Here is a 14,733-nt window from a genome sequence, read left to right as displayed (position 1 = left end):
CGCTGGGCACTCGGGCCGGGCGGCCGGGGCCAGTCTCGGTACGGCCGCTTCCGGCGGCACCGACACCAGGCCCGAGCTCCCGAGGAGTCCTCCGCATGCCCGTCACCACCACCCCGCCCGTCCCGAACGCCGAGAGCCGCCCCCTGCCGCCGTACCGGGCCCTGCTCGCCGTCGATGCGAAGGACTTCACCGGGCTGCCCGCCGTCCAGCACGCCGCGGTCAGCGAACTGATCCCCGAACTCGTCGACGACGCCCTCGAACGCGCCGGCCTGCACGCCCTGCGGGACGCCAAGCGGTTCCCGGCCAGCACCGGGGACGGGATCGTGTTCGGCTTCGACCCCGTCCACCTGCCGTTCGTGCTCGCGCCGTTCCTGGGCGTCCTGGACGGGGTGCTCGGCGCCTACAACCAACAGGAGGTCGGGCCGCGCATCCGGCTGCGGGCCAGCGTCCACGTCGGTCCGCTGCCCGACGAGGGCAGGCGCGGCGACGGCAACGCCAAGCCCCGCAACGACGTCCACCGGCTGCTCGACTCCCGCCCGGTCAAGGCGATCCTCGCCGACAGCAGCGAACACGTCACCCACCTCGCCGCGATCATCTCCGACCGGGTCCACGAGGAGGTGGTGCTCGGCGGGTACACCGCCCTGCACCCGGACCGCTGCCTGGAGGTGCCGGCCACCGTCGAGGGCAAGAACTTCGCCCAGCGCGCCTGGCTCTACGTGCCCTCCCCGTCGAGCGGCCTGCTGCGGGCCGGCGTCCTCCCGGCCCGCGAGGAACCCACGGCGCCCCCCGCGGAGCCGCAGCAGCCGCAGCAGCCCCAGCGGCGGTACGAGGGCAACAGCCAGCAGGTCACCGAGGGCGCGGCCGTGATGGGCGACATCGGCGGCGACTTCACGTACACCGGCCGGTCCACCACCTCCACCACCTCCACGGAGTATCACGGCACCAACCAGCACTGGGGCGGCGGCGACAACGTCTCCGGCGACAAGCACGTGGACGGGAACCGGACGTGAACCCGGCACCGGACCCCGCCGTCGGCGATGGCGACGGACTGCGGGCGGAGCAGGACCCCGGCCCGGGCGCCGAGGCCGCCGGGGACGTCTACCGCGACAACCGGCAGCAGGTGCACGGCGGCGCCGCGGTGATGGGGAACGTCCTCGGGGACCTGATCGTGGGCGGGCCCGTCAGCGAACAGGTGTTCAAGCCCGAGCTGCGGGAGGGCCCGTACCCGGCCGACGACGTGACGTCGAGGTTGTGCGCATTCGTCGAGCCCACCTCGCACGTCCGGTGCCGCAAGGTGCTGGACGGCCGCGTCCTGCTGCTACGGGCGCAGAGCGGCACCGGAGCGGGCACGGCGGGCTTCGCCCTGCTCGCCGAACGGCACGGGGTCGCGGGCATCACCGGCCTCGACCCCCAGGCCGACCTGGTGAGTTGGAAGCCGAAGGGCGGGCGCGGCTATCTGCTCCAGGGACTCTCCCCGGAGGCCGCCGCCGCCCTCAACGAGGTCAGGCTGACCGCCCTGGCCGACCTGCTGCACCGGGCCGGGGCCCATCTGGTCGTCACGGTGGGCGAAGAGGTGGGGCTCGCGGCGGACACCCGGCCGTGGCAGGTGGTGCACGGCCCGCCGCCGCCCGACGAGGTGGCCACCAGGCACCTGCACGCCCTGGCCGGCACCGGGGCGCTCACCGGACCGGGACTGTCCACCGCCCTGACCCACCTCGCGTCCGACGAGGTCACCGCGTACCTGGCGGCCCACCGGCTGCCCGGCGACGGCGCGGAACTGGCCGAGGAACTGGCCGCGGCCGTACGCGCCGACCGACCGGCCGCCGCCGCGCTGGAAGGGCTGCGCCTCGGCAGCGACACCGCCGCCCGTCTCGCCCTGGACAAGGCGCGGCACAGTGCCGACGCCGTCGCGCTGCTGGCCGCGGTCGCCCTGCTGCCCCGTCAGGACCGCACGGTCATCACCCGCTTCGCCGCCCGGCTGCGCCCCCTCCTCGGGGAGCCCACCGGAACCGAACCGGCAGGGGAGCGGCCGGACCGACCCGATGTGCTCGGCCCCTCCCTCGCGGACCGGCTGGCCGCGGTGGGCGCGCGACTCCTCCCCCGCGAGCGCGGCTCGGCCCACCGGCACCGCTACCCCGTCCAACGGGTCGACTTCGCCGGCCGGCACCGCCCCGAGGCACTGCTGCGCCAACTGTGGCTCGACCACGAACGCATGCCCGAACTGTTGTGGCGCACGCTCGGCGACCTGCCCCACCAGCCGGGCACCGACCTCGCGGCGGGGCGGGCGATCGGCACCGTACTGGCCCACGCCACCGGGCCCGACGCGCTGGACCAACTCGCGCCCTTCGCCGTGTCCTCGCTGCGCTGGCAGCGCCGCCTGGTGGCCTTCGCCCTCGGGGAGGCCGCCCAGCACGTCGACTCCCAGGGCGCCGTCCGCGAGCAACTGCGCCGCTGGAGCCGCTCCCGTCAGGTGAACGTCCGGTGCACCGTCGCCGAGACCTGCGCCGGCACCTACGGACTGGCCCGCCCCGCGGGGGCGCTGCGGCTGCTGGACGCGGTCCTCGACGGTCCCCGGGACGAACAGACGGTGCGCAGCGTGCACCCGGCGGTCTCGTTCGCCCTCAGCGTGCTGCTCACCGAGGAGCCGAACCGCGTCCCCGTACTGGACCAACTCGGCCGGTGGTTGAAGGCCGACGGCGGCACCCAGCGCCACGCCTTCGCGGCCGAAGCCGTCGAAGCGATGGCCGTGTCGACGTTCCCGCTCCCCGGCAGGTCCGGCCCGCGGAAGGTGAGCCTGGCCGACGTGATCGGCGAGCACCCGCAGCAGGCCCTCGCCCTGGTGGCCGAGGCCCTCGACGTCCCGGACGTCCGCGAGTCGGTGACGGAGGCGGTGCTCGACGCCGAGGAGGACTCCCGCCCACAGCTGCGGGCCGCCTTCCCCGCCTTCCTGTCCGCACTGGTCGGGACGTTCTCCGCGCACCACGGACCGCCCCCGTTCCTGCTGCGTCGGCACCGACGACGCACCCTCACCCAGGAGAGGACCGTTTGATGATCACCCCCCTCATCGACCCCCTGATCGCCCCGCTGCACTCGTCGCCGTTCCGGCAGCTGCTGGGCTCGCGGCTGCGCCTCGTCCCGCAGTCGCACTCCGCCCTGGTGTTCCTGGCGGACGACGGTGACGACCGGGTGGAACCCCCGCGCGGCCCGGCACACCAGTGGGCCCGGACCCCGTACCCCCGTCCGCCCCTGGGCAGGGTGTGGAGCGGCCGGTTCCGCGAGGTCAACCGGGTGTCGCTCGCGGATCGCCACTGCACCGTCGAGGTCCCCGCGGGCGGCCCGCTCCGACCGCCGCAGCACTACGAGGTCGCCTGGCGGATCAGCGATCCCGTCACCGCCGTCCGGGGCCACCTGACCGAGGAGACGGCCCGACAGGTGATCGCCCGGGACGTCACGGCGCCGTCCGGGATGCCCGACCCCCTGCGGCAGCCGCCCCCGCGCCACGGTGCCCCCGCGCTCGCCCCGCCCGGACAGCCGAAGCTGATCGAGGGCGTCGGCATCGTCTACTGGCTGCTGGACCAGGTCCCCAGGCCGCTGACGGGCGTGGTGGACGCGGGCCCCGTGGTGCCGCCCGTCTTCGGCGAGGCGCAGCGGGAGGCGTACCGCTTCTACCGCGAGGTGGTGGCCGGCGGTCCCGCGGACCTGGTCGCCTTCTGGCTGTTCCAACACCCCGACCAGGCCCGGGACGTGCTCGACTGGACGGTGGCCCACCGCGATCTGCTCACCGACCGGGACGGCTGGGAGCACTCGCTCGCCGCGACGCTGCGCGGGCTGAACGGGGAGCACCGCGGCCTGGTGGGCGTGAAGGTCGTGGACCTGCTCCGGGAGGTCGGTCTGCCCCAGGGGGACGAGGTCCTGCGGCGCATGGAACGGGACGGCGTCGCCGGGGTGAACGGTGCTGCGGCGAACGGGTCCGGTGGGAACGGGTCCGTGGGGAACGGGACCGGCGCGCACCGGCGTTCGGCGTGAACGCGTACGGGACGGGGCCGTACCGGGACGACGGCACGACCCTGTCCCGTGAACTCGTCGCACAGAACCACCAGGAGATCGGCCGCGCCGACGGCAAGGCCGCCGTCCTCCTCGCCACCAGCGCGACCCTGCTCGGCCTGCTGCTCGCCCGCCGACCGCCCGGCGCGACGCCGGCCCTGTCCCTGTGGTGGTGCGCGACGGCCATGACGACCGGGGCGCTGCTGCTCCTGCTGATGGCCCTCATTCCGCGCACCACCGTGCTGACCGCGGGGGCCGCCGGGGTCACTGGGGTCACTGGGGTCACTGGGGTTGTGGGGGCTGTTGGGGCCGGGGGAGCCGTGGGGGCCGCACCCGTACTCGCCTACTACGAGGACGTCCTCTCGGCGCACGCGGGCGCGGCGCTGTGCGCGGGCCTCGGTAGGGGCGGCGCCGACCCGCGCCCCCATCTGCTGCGGGCGCTGACCGGGACCAGTCGGGTCGCCCGGGCCAAGAACCGTTGCGTGCGCGGCGCCGTCCTCGCCCTGTTCCCCGCGGTCGCCGCCGCCGTCCCCGCCCTGACCGCCGGCTGACCGGCGCCGAGTAGATCCGTCGCCCAGGACCATCGGCGTGGCGGGCGGGGCCGACCGTACGTCTGGTGCGACGGGGGCGGTCTCGCGGCCCTCACCGAAGACGATCCCGAGAAGGAGCGGCACCCGGGCGAACCCACGATGGCCCAAGACGCGAACGTGGACTTCGAACCGAATGCGTCCGCACCGATCATGCGGACGCAGAACATCGTCCACCCGGTCAGCGTCATCGCGGGCTGGTACAAGAAAGCCCCCGCCGAGCTGTAGTCAATGACGGAGAGGGGTGCCGCGCCAGGCCGGCGGCTTCTAGGGTGCGGCGCCCCCTCCCCGCGGCGGGTACGGCGAATCCGGTCAGGGCGGACCGTCCCCGCTGTCCCCACTGTCCCCTGTGCTCTGGGTGCTCTGGGTGTCCTGGGTGAACATCGCGACCATCGACCGGAAGGCCGCCCGGTACGCACCCGGCGTGGTGCCGTTGAGCCGCTGGAAGTGGTGGCGCAGGTTCGCGGGTGTCCCGAGCCCGGTCCGCGCGGCGACGTGCTCCACCGGGAGGTCCCCGCGTTCCAGCAACTGCTGTGCCCGCTCGACCCGGACGCGGAGCAGGTGCTGGAGCGGGCTCAGCCCGGTCTCGGCGCGGAACCGGCGGTTGAGGGTGCGGACGCTGATTCCCGCGTGCGCGGCGATCTCCGCGAGGGTCAGCGGACGGTGCAGGTCCGCTTCCATCCACCGGATCGTCGGCCCGAGCGCACCTTCCCCGACCGGCTGGGGCGGCGGCTCGGGTAGCGGAAGGAAGAGCCGTCGGTCCGCCTCCCGCACGACCGAACCGCCGTGGCCCTCCTCGATGAGCCGCAGCCACAGGTCCTTGCCGCCGAGCACCCCCGCCGAGGTGAGGAACGGCCCGTCGACCACGACCTCTTCCGCGGGGGCGACCTCGACCCGGGGGAACCGTGCGGCCAGCTCCCCGGTGTGTCGCCAGTCGGTGGTGGCCCGTCGCCCGTCGAGCAGCCCGGTGGCCGCGAGCGCGAACGTCCCCGTGCCCACCGCGCCGAGCCGGCAACCCCGATCGGCGGCGGCGCGCAGGGCATCGGGCACGGCGGCCGGGGGTGCGTCCCGGAAGCTGCGGTATCCGGCCACGACCACGGTCCGGGCCCCGTCGAGCCCGTTGAGTCCCCACCGCGTGGTGAGCCCGAACGGGCCCGGCCCGGCCGTGGCGCGGAAGCCGGGACCGAGGCAGACCCGCAGCTCGTGGGGGGCCCTCCCGCGACCGGCGCGGGGGACGGCTCCGAGCAGCAGACCGGGGGTGGTCAGCTGGCCTCCGGGGATGCCGTCGAGCACGAGAAGGGCGACCACTGCCATGGCCAGAATTTAACCGAGGGTGGCACCGCGGGCGCTGTTTCCGGTGCGCCGGCGGCCCGGAGGATGAAGGTGCCCGCTCCGGAGGCGCAGCGACGCCCGGGCGGGCACCCCACCAGACCGCCGTGAAAGGTACGTTCGCCATGACCCGCCCGACCCCGCAGCCGCAGATCCGCCCCGCCCGCCGAACACCGACCCGCGGGTTCGCCGTCCGTACGGCCACCGTCCTCGCCCTCACCGGTCTGGCCGTCACCGCTCCGGCCGCAAGCGCCGGGGCGATCGTCAACGGTGAGGACTCCACCCGGCGGTACTCATTCATGGTCTCGGTCCTCCAAGTCGTCAACGCGTCCGAGGGCCCGCCCTCCGGGGTGTGCGGCGGCACGCTGATCGCCCCCCGGTGGGTGCTCACCGCGGCCCACTGCGCCGGCCATCCGGAGATCCCCCAGACCCGGCCGGCGGGCACGGTCCGGATCGGCAGCGAGCACCGGAGCTCGGGCGGGACGGTGCGCACCATCGTCCGGACGGTCCACCACCCGGACTACGCCATGGGTGACGCCCCACGAGGCCACCACGACCTCGCGCTGCTCCAGCTGGACCGTCCGGTCCGCCAGCAGCCGGCACCCATCGCCGACCGGGCCCCGAAGGTGGGCGCGCAGACGCGGATACTCGGCTTCGGCAACACGGCCGAGGGCCCCGACTGGTCGTTCTCCGAGCGGCTCCAGCAGCTCGACACCCGTAGGATCGCCGACTCCGCCTGCTCCCCCTTCAAGGCGGGCACCGAACTGTGCACCGGCTCCACGGTTCCCGATGCCATGGGGTGCCGGGGCGACTCCGGTGGGCCCCAGATCCAGCGGATCGGCGGACGCTGGCAGCTGGTCGGGGCCACCTCCGGCGACGGCAACCCCGCGGCCGGCACGGACTGCGCCGACGGACCCGGCGTCTGGACCTCGGTGGCGGCGCACAAGAGCTGGATCGCCGAGACGATCCGGCAACACCGCTGACCCGGCCGAACATCGAGGACCGAGCACCAGACATCGGAGACCGAACATCGCAGGGAGACCGAACATCGCGGGGATACCGTCATCCCATGCCCGTGGTCGCCCTCCTCGTACTCGACGGAGTCCCCGGACACCAGCTCACCACCCCGGGCCTGGTCTTCGAGGCCGCCGCCGGCATCCACCGACCCGCCCGCACCGAACTGCGCATCTGCTCCGTTGGACCCGCCCTCACCACGGCAGGCCCCCTCCCCCTGGAGGTCACCGCACCCTGGGGACTGGACGGGTTGGAAGGCGCCGACACGGTGGTGCTCGCCGGCCGTGACGACCACCTCGCCGAGCCCCCGCCAGCAGTGCGCGACGCGGTGCGTGCGGCGGCGGCCCGGGGCAGCCGGATCGCCGCCGTCGGCACCGGTACGTTCACACTCGCGGCGACCGGACTGCTCGACGGACGCCGCGCCACCACCGAGTGGTGCCGCACGGCCGAACTGGCGGCACGTCGTCCACGCGTGGAGGTCGACCCCGCCGGCCTCCCGGTGACGGACGGTCAATTCCACTCCTCCGCCGGCGTCTTCGGAGGAATCGACCTGCTCCTCCACCTGATCGGCCTCGACCACGGCCGGGCGGTCGCCGGACGGACCGCCCGGCAGCTGATCGCGCCCCTGTACGAGAACGCCGGGGCCACCCGGGAGGAGATCGAACGCGAGCTGGCCGGGACCGCCGGCCTGGAGCCGACCGTGCGGTGGCTGGAAGCGAACCTGCACGACCCGCCGACCCTCGCCGAGATCGCCGCCCACGCGAGGACCAGCGTGCGCAGCCTCAACCGCCGCTTTCGGGCTCGCACCGGACTCACCCCGCGCCAGTACCTGCTGCGCGTCCGGTTGGAGCGGGCCCGACAGCTCCTGGTCACCGGGGACGGAACGGTCGACGAGATCGCCGCCCGCACGGGGTTCGGCTCCGCCGAAAGCCTCCGCCGCCACTTCCGGCGGCTGACGGGCACCACCCCGAGGGCGTACCGGGCGGCCCGTCGTGTCCGCCCGGGCAGGCCGGGCCCACCACCCGAGTGACTGCACAACGTGACGGTTCCCGATGCCCGGCTCGCTCCGCGACGGGTCCGCCGCAGCCGCCGTCCTCCACCGACACGAACCGCGTGACATGCCCTCGGAGCATGCTCTGATCAGGCGTCCAACGGACACCAGTTCACCATCGGGGTGGCCGCGACCCCAGAGGGAGGCATCGAAGCGGGCCACCCCGCTCGCTCCCACTCAACCGTCAACGATCACGCTAGGTTACGGCTGGTGGTGTGCGGCCGTCCCGCTCGGCCGTCGCCGCCGCCGGACCACCGGCCAACGCATCCGGGCCGGCCCCACCCCACTGGAAGGAACCCGCCGTGGTCGTGACCGTGTCCCTGGTGCTCCTGCTCGGGATCATCCTGTTCATCCTGCTCCGCTCCAAGTCCCTGGGCTTCGGCGCCGCGTTCGTCGCGGTCCTCTTCGGCTTCCTCCTCGCCTCCACCAGCGCCGCGGGGCCGGTCAACGAGTTCACCGTCGCCGTCGTCGGCGCCCTCGGCGAACTCCAGTAGGCGCCGGCATGGACGACCGGACCGTCGCCCGCCACCGGCTCGCCGTCATCGTGCCGAAGGCGGCCCCCGCGGTGGTCACCACCGCGGTGCTCGTCCTCGCCCGGATCTGGAACGCCAACGGCGCCGAACACTCCGTCGGCAACGCGGCACTGATGGCCCTGCTGTCGCTGGCCGCGGCGGCGGCCGGGGTCTGCACGAGCCTCGGCCGCTACGGAGACCCCGCCCTCGCCGGAACCGCGTTCGCCGCCTCCGGCGCACTCGCCCTCACCGGTGTCTGCGCGTACGCCGACGGACTGTCCCTGCCCCTGCTGCTGTGGGCCCTGGTCACCGCCGCCGCCTATGGGCTGGCCGCCCGCTACTGGCGCGAGGACCGACGCACCCTCGTCGCGTACCAGCGGCAGGCCGGCGAGCGACGCGAACGGCACGCCCACGTCGAGCGGGTGGAGGCGCTGCGGGCCGACACGCAGATCGAGGTGGCCCGCACCGGCGCGGCCTACGCCGAACAGCTGGCCGCCGCCCTCCTCACCCGCGCCACCCTCCCCGGCTTCGACCCGACGGCCCTGCGCACCACGGGCCTCCCGGCGCTCCCCGGGCCGGGGGAGCCCGACACGGCGACCCGTCAGCACGGGGACGATCCCCGCCCGAACTGACGATCCCCGCCCGAACTGACGGGCCGCGCGCCAAGGGCCCCGGCGCAGGCCGGAGTTCACCCCCGCTGTTCGTCGGCCTCGTACAGCCTCCACGCCGGCCACCGCACGGCCTCGATCTCTCCGTCGTCACCGCCCATCAAGTTCCGTCGATGCAGCATGAGCCGTAGGTGGCGGGCCGCGTCGGAGCCCTCTTCGGTTCCCCTGTCGAGCAGTACCGCTCTGGGCGCGGTGGCGCCGACGCCCGCCACCAGAGCGTCCGCCGGATGCCCGTTGACCGTCTCGCCCAGCGTGACGGTGGCTTCCTTCGTGCGGGAGAGGGTCTGGTAGAGGCGTTTGAGCAGCACGTCCTCGTCTCCGCCACCCGGGGGTGCGCCGTTGCGCTCCGCGGCCTCCAGCAGCGCGGCGCCCACGCCTCCTCGTTGTCGCCAGAGTTCCTTGTTCCCCACCACGATGAGGTGGCCGCGGGCCCGGGTGATGGCGACGTTCCACAGGTTCAGCTGTCCACCGACCCAGTCGACGGCGCCCGTGCGCATGCCTTCGCCGGCGACGAGGGAGAACACCATGACATCGCGTTCGCCCCCCTGGAAGGTGTGCACCGTACCGATGCGCAGGCGCTCCTCGTCGTACGGTCGCAGCCGCTTGCGCAGCGCTTCGGCCTGCGCGGTGAAGGGAGTGACGACGCCGACGGTGGCCTCGGGCGGCAACTGGTCCAGCAGGTACGTGACGCTGGCGAGCACTTTGTGGATCTCGTCATCGTTGACCCAGGAGCTGCCGAACGGAGGGCGGGCGGCCCGCCCGGCCACATCCGTCCAGATGACGGCGGGGCGGCGCGCCAGAGCGGGACGGCCACGCGTGTCGGTGAGAACGGTCAGCCCACCGTCGTAGAAGAACGCGTTGGAGATCCCGGCGATGCGCGGATGACAGCGGAAGTGCTCGTCGAGAAGCAGGGTGCCGCCCGCGGACTGCTCGGCCGCGTGGAAGGCGGAGTGGCGCCGGTAGGCGAGGTGGTGCTTCTCCAGCCAGTCGGACCGCAGCCCGTTCCCGCGCCGGATGAGGGCCTCGCGGGGCGGGTTGGTCTGCGTGATGTGCGTGAGCTGCATGGGATCGCCGATGACCAGGGCACGCCGCGCGCGGAACAGCAACGGCAGGACGTGGGGGATGGCGCACTGGCTGGCCTCGTCGATGACGACGAGGTCGAACAGGGCCGGGTCCGGAGGGAAACGCCGGGCGGAGAGGCTGGTGACTGCCCATCCGGCCACCACGGGCGCGTCCTTCGATGTTCCTGAGCGCCCGAGGACCCTCCCCAACTGGGGCCAGTCGCCGCGTTTGCCGTCCCGAGCCGTCAACAGGTCCAGAATGCGGCGGCGTCCGGCCCGGGCGGCCGCTTGGACCGTGGTGGCGAGGAGCGTGCGCGAAGCGTCCTGGACGGTGTTCTCCGCATCGCGCAGGGTTCGCGTGAGCGCTGTGTCGTCAACGGTGGCCGCATCCTCGCGACCGTCACGCCATTGCGCCTCGGCCGCGGCGAAGTCGGCGAGCGCGAGGCACCCCGCGGTGGGATCACCGGTGTACCCCTCCATACCGGCCTTGCGCAGGAAACGGGTTCGGCGCCATGCCCCTAGGAAACGCGCGTGGGCGAGGCGACGTGCCTTGTCCTCCAGTTCCTTCGGCCGGGGCGGGCCACCGAGCTGGTCCTGGAGTTCAGTGACGGTGATCCCGAGTTCCTCCGCGTGGTGGGCGCGGGATTCGCCTGCTCGGCGAAGCCGCAGTTCGGTCTCCGCGACGCGGGCCAGGAACTGCCGTTCCTCTGCCAGCCGGTCGGTGGCCAGGGCGGTCGCCATGGATGCCGTGGCCACGGTGGTGGACGGCTCCGGACCGGTACGCAGCGCGTGCAGCGCGGCGGCCTCGTGCTCCGCGTTGCTCTTGCCGTTCTTCCGCGCCGAGCCGGTGCGCACGACGCTGCCGGGCACCAGCTTGTCGCAGCGGCGCCAGACCTCGTCCACGGCATCGTTGTTGGTGGACGCGACCAGTACGGTCTGACCCGCTGCGATCGCCGTGGCCACGAGATTGGCGACCAACTGGCTCTTGCCGGTGCCGGGCGGGCCCGTGGCCACGGTGAGGCGGCGGGTCATGGCGGACCGCAGGACCGCCGTCTGTGCCTCGTTGCAGGGCAGCGGCGTCACGAGGCGTACCGGTTCGGGGTCGGTGTGGGCGAGGGATCGGGCACGCTGAGAGGTGTCGGGCGAGAGGACCCCGAGGGCGGTCTTCCCGATCTGGTTCGTCTTCTTGCCGATGTCCGCGAAGTCGTTGAGAAGGCCCTTCGTGAAGCCTGTCTGCGGGCGTGCCGCGAACAGGACCGCGGTGTTGCGGGCCCCGTGACCGGGGGTGCGGACGTCGATGCGGTCCGCGAGCTGGTCGGGTCGGAGTTCCTGCACGCACGGCAGCTCGAACTCCTGCGTGAGGAGGTTGCGCACCTCCACCGCCATACGGTCGTGCTGCCCCCGATGCCAGGACGGCCCAAACGTGTCGATGAGCTGGTTGGCCTCCTCCTCGCCCAGCCAGTCGTGCGCCAGCCGGGGATGCGGCTGGACCGGGCCGTACGGTTTCAGCCGCACCTCGCCCTCGTCCTGGACGATCTCGACCCGGCGTACCAGCAGGGGCGCGAACTTCGGTTGGCGCCAGGGGCGTCCGGTGCGAGGCCCGGCGAGGACCACGGCCGGGTAGCCCGCCCAGAGTTCGGCGTCGTCCTCTGCCGCTGAGTCCACCAGCCGGGCCGCTTCCGCGGGGAGCGCGACGCAGCCGTCGTCATCGACGTCGCCGGAGATGAACCTCTCCGCACCTCCCAAGCACACGTACGAAGAGTCCTGATGGCTCACCTCCATCAGCGGCGTCTCGGCGCTCTCGGCCAGGACGCACTCACGGTAGTAGTCCAGCAGGTTGGCCCAGTCGGGCTGCGCGTGAGCGGATTTCGCGGCGCGCGGTGGTGCCGCCTCCCCGGCGGCAGCTTCTCCGGCGGCAGCTCGAGGCCGAGAGCGCAGCGGATCGAGGATGGGGGCCTGGCCGAAAGGGCTGTCCGCGATGATGATGCGGTCGTCGACGCCGAGCGCGGAGTGCACCGGCACCTGACGTCCGCCGTCCTGGGCACGCATGCGCCGGTTCACGTAGTGGAACAGGTCGCTGACCGTCACCGCTTGGCCACCGTCTTTGCTGACCTTCCCCGTGCGCAGCGCCTCGACGACCTCGCCGGTGAACGCCGACGGCTTCACGTCATCGCCGCCACCCGCGTCCGCATACGAATCCTCCCCGGCCCGCGAGGACGACAGCACGTACACGCCCCTGCTGGTCAGCGGGGGCCGCTCGCCGGACTTGGACACGGAGTTCTCGGGCCGTCGGTCCGATGTGCGCAGGCCCACGGCGAACCCGCCGCTGCGGCAGCAGTCGATCATCACGATCTTCTGCGGAGCCACGCACTCTTCCAGCGCGTCGTTGAGGAACCCCGCGCTGACACCGGTCGAGGCCACCCGGTCGTAGTCGGTGTCCTTGGCAACGAAGTGGAACTCGCCGCCGTCGCGTACGGTGCGCACACCGTGCCCGGAGACGTACACGAGCGCGAGTTCGTCCTCGTCGCGCTCCTGAAGGAACTCCCCGATGGCCGCCCGCATGTCGTCTGCGGTGAGATCGGCTTCGGTCTGGACGGAGACGAAGTTGCCGATGTTGCGATGCTTCAGGACTTGGGTGAGTCCCCATACATCCGCCCGTACGGAGGCCAGCGGCGAGAAGCGGCCGTCGTCGTAGTGCTCGTTGCCGATCAGGAGGGCCCGGCGCTTGTGGAACCGGGTCACGTCGCGCCGTCATCCGGTTCGGGACCGTCGCCGTCGGCAACCCGGTCCTGGAACTCGCGGACCATGCGTTCCTGTGCGGCGTCCGGCCGTCCGGTGATCTCGATGGAGTCGTCCCCGACGGTGACCACGACCTTGCGGTGCCGCTCCTTGGCGCACCACTCCTTGATCAGGGTGATCAGGATCTGGGACGCCGGACGGGCGGCGGCGGCGGTGGCGGCCCAGAGAGCCACCTCGCCGACACCGGTGCCCTTGCGGCCCGCTGCGGTGGGCCCGTCGACGTCATGGAAGCCGACGACGAGGTCGTCCGCCCTGCCCAGGGTGTCGTGGAGATCCCGGGTGAGGCGCTCCTGTCGGAGTGTGTCGCCGCCGGTAGGCACGGTGAGTGTCCACGGTGGTCCCCCGTTGCGCATGTGCTGCTCCTCAAGTGCTGCTCTGGCTTGTCCCGTCCGATCAGCGACTCTGGCACGAGGCTGTTCCCCGGTGACAGCCCGGGGTCCGCGGGAGGGGCGGCATCCGGCCACAGACTCGCGGGAACAGTGCTCGGTCAGGACGAGGCACCTCCAGTGCCGCGTCCTTCCCGGCCACTTCCTCGCGCAGGTGCTCGTTCTCCCCGCTCCCCGCGCGGCTTCGGGCGGGTCGGGGTGGTGCGCTGGTCACCTGCGGGGGCGGCGTCGTGCGCGGCGACGATCCGCAGCTCGTACGAGGCGGAGAAGGTGCGGCGTTTCGGCTTCGGCGCGGGATCGGCGCCGGGCTCGGTGGTGCTGGACACGCGGGTGAGACCTCGGTCGTGCCCCATCAGGGCGACTGATCGCTCCGGGGCGTCTCACACGACGATGACGGAGAGGGCTTGCCGGCGGATCCGACCGCATCCGGGTGCAGCGGGACCGCCTCCCGCCAGCTTCTTCGGCGTGATCCTGAGATCCGCGGCGACCCTGGGGCGGGGGACGGTTCCCATCTGATCGGTTGCTCCCACGGCGGCCGCGGCCACCACAGGGTCCAGTCGGCGCAACGTGGCCAGCAGGCAGAGCTGGAGGCGGGAGAGCCCGCAGTGCTTCATACGCAGGTTTGACACATGGAACTTCACCGTACGGGTCGCGATACCCAGGTGGGTGGCGATCTCCGCATTGGTCGGCCCGCCCCGCAGCAGGTCGAGGACCTTCTCCTCGGTCCCGGTGAGAGGTGGATCGAGGGCGAGCGCGCAGAGCAGCAAGTCCCCGGCGGCCAAGGCGCCACTGTCCCCGTTCGGCAAACAGTTCCCGCACACCCGGTCAACAGAACACATGAATCCCCCCGGATTTCCATGGCTGCATGGGCGGTCAGAGCCCGTGCAATCCTGGGAGCGACTCCAGCACGAGGCCCGCGGCGAGTGGGGAGCCCTCGGCGGCGAGCGACTCGGAGCGTGACTACTACGGGTGCCTGGAGAAGAACGGGGTCAAGATCGAGACCACCCCCGACGGCGAACTCCGCGTGGTCAAGGCCGGCGGGGGCGGGGCGGCGCTGACCAAGGCCGAGAGTGAATGCGCGGCTCTCCTGCCGGTGCCGGACACCTCCGAGGGCGACGGCAAGACAGCGAAGGCGGACCCGGCCTTCGTCGCGTGCATGAAGGCCGAGGGCTTCACCACGTACGACAGGGCCAAGAACAGCGACAACGACGACCTCAAAGCGGCCCTGGAGAAGTGCGGTCCCGGCCCGGACGGCGACGTCGTCGTTGGCGGCTGACCGACC

The 14,733-nt window shown here is 73.0% G+C and carries 15 protein-coding genes; 10 read left to right on the top strand and 5 right to left on the bottom strand.

The genetic code is table 11. The features are described from left to right. Positions 1–95: 95 nt before the first annotated feature. From ACFV88_RS00900 to ACFV88_RS00880, 5 genes are all read left to right on the top strand, one after another. Positions 96–1,010 (top strand): hypothetical protein, encoded by a 915-nt coding sequence (locus ACFV88_RS00900; RefSeq protein ID WP_385484458.1) that lies wholly within the window; start codon positions 96–98, stop codon positions 1,008–1,010. Continuing rightward, positions 1,007–3,049 (top strand): hypothetical protein, encoded by a 2,043-nt coding sequence (locus ACFV88_RS00895; RefSeq protein ID WP_385484455.1) that lies wholly within the window; start codon positions 1,007–1,009, stop codon positions 3,047–3,049. Before ACFV88_RS00900 ends, ACFV88_RS00895 begins: the two co-directional genes overlap by 4 nt. Continuing rightward, positions 3,049–4,026 carry a hypothetical protein gene (locus tag ACFV88_RS00890; protein ID WP_385484452.1) on the top strand — a complete coding sequence of 326 codons (978 nt, stop codon included), beginning with the start codon at positions 3,049–3,051 and terminating at the stop codon, positions 4,024–4,026. The genes ACFV88_RS00895 and ACFV88_RS00890 overlap by 1 nt, the downstream gene beginning before the upstream one ends. Continuing rightward, the gene (locus ACFV88_RS00885; protein WP_385484449.1) at positions 4,023–4,595 is read left to right on the top strand and encodes a hypothetical protein; all 573 of its coding nucleotides are present in this window, start codon (positions 4,023–4,025) and stop codon (positions 4,593–4,595) included. The genes ACFV88_RS00890 and ACFV88_RS00885 overlap by 4 nt, the downstream gene beginning before the upstream one ends. 138 nt (positions 4,596–4,733) lie before the next feature. Then, entirely contained in the window at positions 4,734–4,859 is a 126-nt protein-coding gene (locus tag ACFV88_RS00880; RefSeq protein WP_385484446.1) for a hypothetical protein, read from the top strand. 84 nt (positions 4,860–4,943) lie between these two features. Here ACFV88_RS00880 and ACFV88_RS00875 read toward each other — a convergent pair whose 3' ends face one another. Beyond that, entirely contained in the window at positions 4,944–5,945 is a 1,002-nt protein-coding gene (locus ACFV88_RS00875; RefSeq protein ID WP_385484443.1) for a GlxA family transcriptional regulator, read from the bottom strand. Between the two features lie 140 nt (positions 5,946–6,085). Between ACFV88_RS00875 and ACFV88_RS00870 the strand changes: the two genes are divergently transcribed. The 4 genes from ACFV88_RS00870 (at position 6,086) to ACFV88_RS00855 (ending at position 9,169) form a co-directional block, all read left to right on the top strand. Next, positions 6,086–6,943 (top strand): S1 family peptidase, encoded by an 858-nt coding sequence (locus ACFV88_RS00870; RefSeq protein WP_385484440.1) that lies wholly within the window; start codon positions 6,086–6,088, stop codon positions 6,941–6,943. 86 nt (positions 6,944–7,029) lie between these two features. After that, on the top strand, positions 7,030–8,004 hold the full coding sequence (locus ACFV88_RS00865) for a GlxA family transcriptional regulator (RefSeq protein WP_385484437.1): 975 nt from the start codon (positions 7,030–7,032) through the stop codon (positions 8,002–8,004). A gap of 323 nt (positions 8,005–8,327) precedes the next feature. Continuing rightward, complete coding sequence (locus ACFV88_RS00860; RefSeq protein ID WP_385484434.1) at positions 8,328–8,519, top strand: hypothetical protein; 192 nt, start codon at positions 8,328–8,330, stop codon at positions 8,517–8,519. A gap of 8 nt (positions 8,520–8,527) precedes the next feature. Further along, positions 8,528–9,169, top strand: a complete 642-nt coding sequence (locus ACFV88_RS00855; protein ID WP_385484431.1) for a hypothetical protein — start codon at positions 8,528–8,530, stop codon at positions 9,167–9,169. Between the two features lie 56 nt (positions 9,170–9,225). On the opposite strand, the gene ACFV88_RS00850 is transcribed toward ACFV88_RS00855, so the two are convergent. The 4 genes from ACFV88_RS00850 to ACFV88_RS00835 form a co-directional block, all read right to left on the bottom strand. Continuing rightward, the gene (locus tag ACFV88_RS00850) at positions 9,226–13,008 is read right to left on the bottom strand and encodes an AAA domain-containing protein (RefSeq protein WP_385484428.1); all 3,783 of its coding nucleotides are present in this window, start codon (positions 13,006–13,008) and stop codon (positions 9,226–9,228) included. Beyond that, positions 13,005–13,418, bottom strand: a complete 414-nt coding sequence (locus ACFV88_RS00845) for a hypothetical protein (RefSeq protein ID WP_385484425.1) — start codon at positions 13,416–13,418, stop codon at positions 13,005–13,007. Before ACFV88_RS00845 ends, ACFV88_RS00850 begins: the two co-directional genes overlap by 4 nt. Before the next feature lie 134 nt (positions 13,419–13,552). Continuing rightward, the gene (locus tag ACFV88_RS00840) at positions 13,553–13,777 is read right to left on the bottom strand and encodes a hypothetical protein (protein ID WP_385484422.1); all 225 of its coding nucleotides are present in this window, start codon (positions 13,775–13,777) and stop codon (positions 13,553–13,555) included. 54 nt (positions 13,778–13,831) lie between these two features. Next, positions 13,832–14,233, bottom strand: coding sequence for a helix-turn-helix transcriptional regulator (locus ACFV88_RS00835; protein WP_385484420.1), 402 nt, complete (start codon positions 14,231–14,233; stop codon positions 13,832–13,834). Between the two features lie 83 nt (positions 14,234–14,316). On the opposite strand from ACFV88_RS00835, the gene ACFV88_RS00830 reads away from it, so the two are divergent. Then, positions 14,317–14,727 (top strand): hypothetical protein, encoded by a 411-nt coding sequence (locus ACFV88_RS00830; protein WP_385484417.1) that lies wholly within the window; start codon positions 14,317–14,319, stop codon positions 14,725–14,727. Positions 14,728–14,733: the final 6 nt, after the last annotated feature.

Origin of the sequence: Streptomyces sp. NPDC059816 (assembly GCF_042732055.1) — a bacterium.
Lineage (GTDB): Bacteria > Actinomycetota > Actinomycetes > Streptomycetales > Streptomycetaceae > Streptomyces.
Note: the sequence above shows the minus strand (reverse complement) of the source record. Positions and strands in the feature narration are given on the sequence as shown.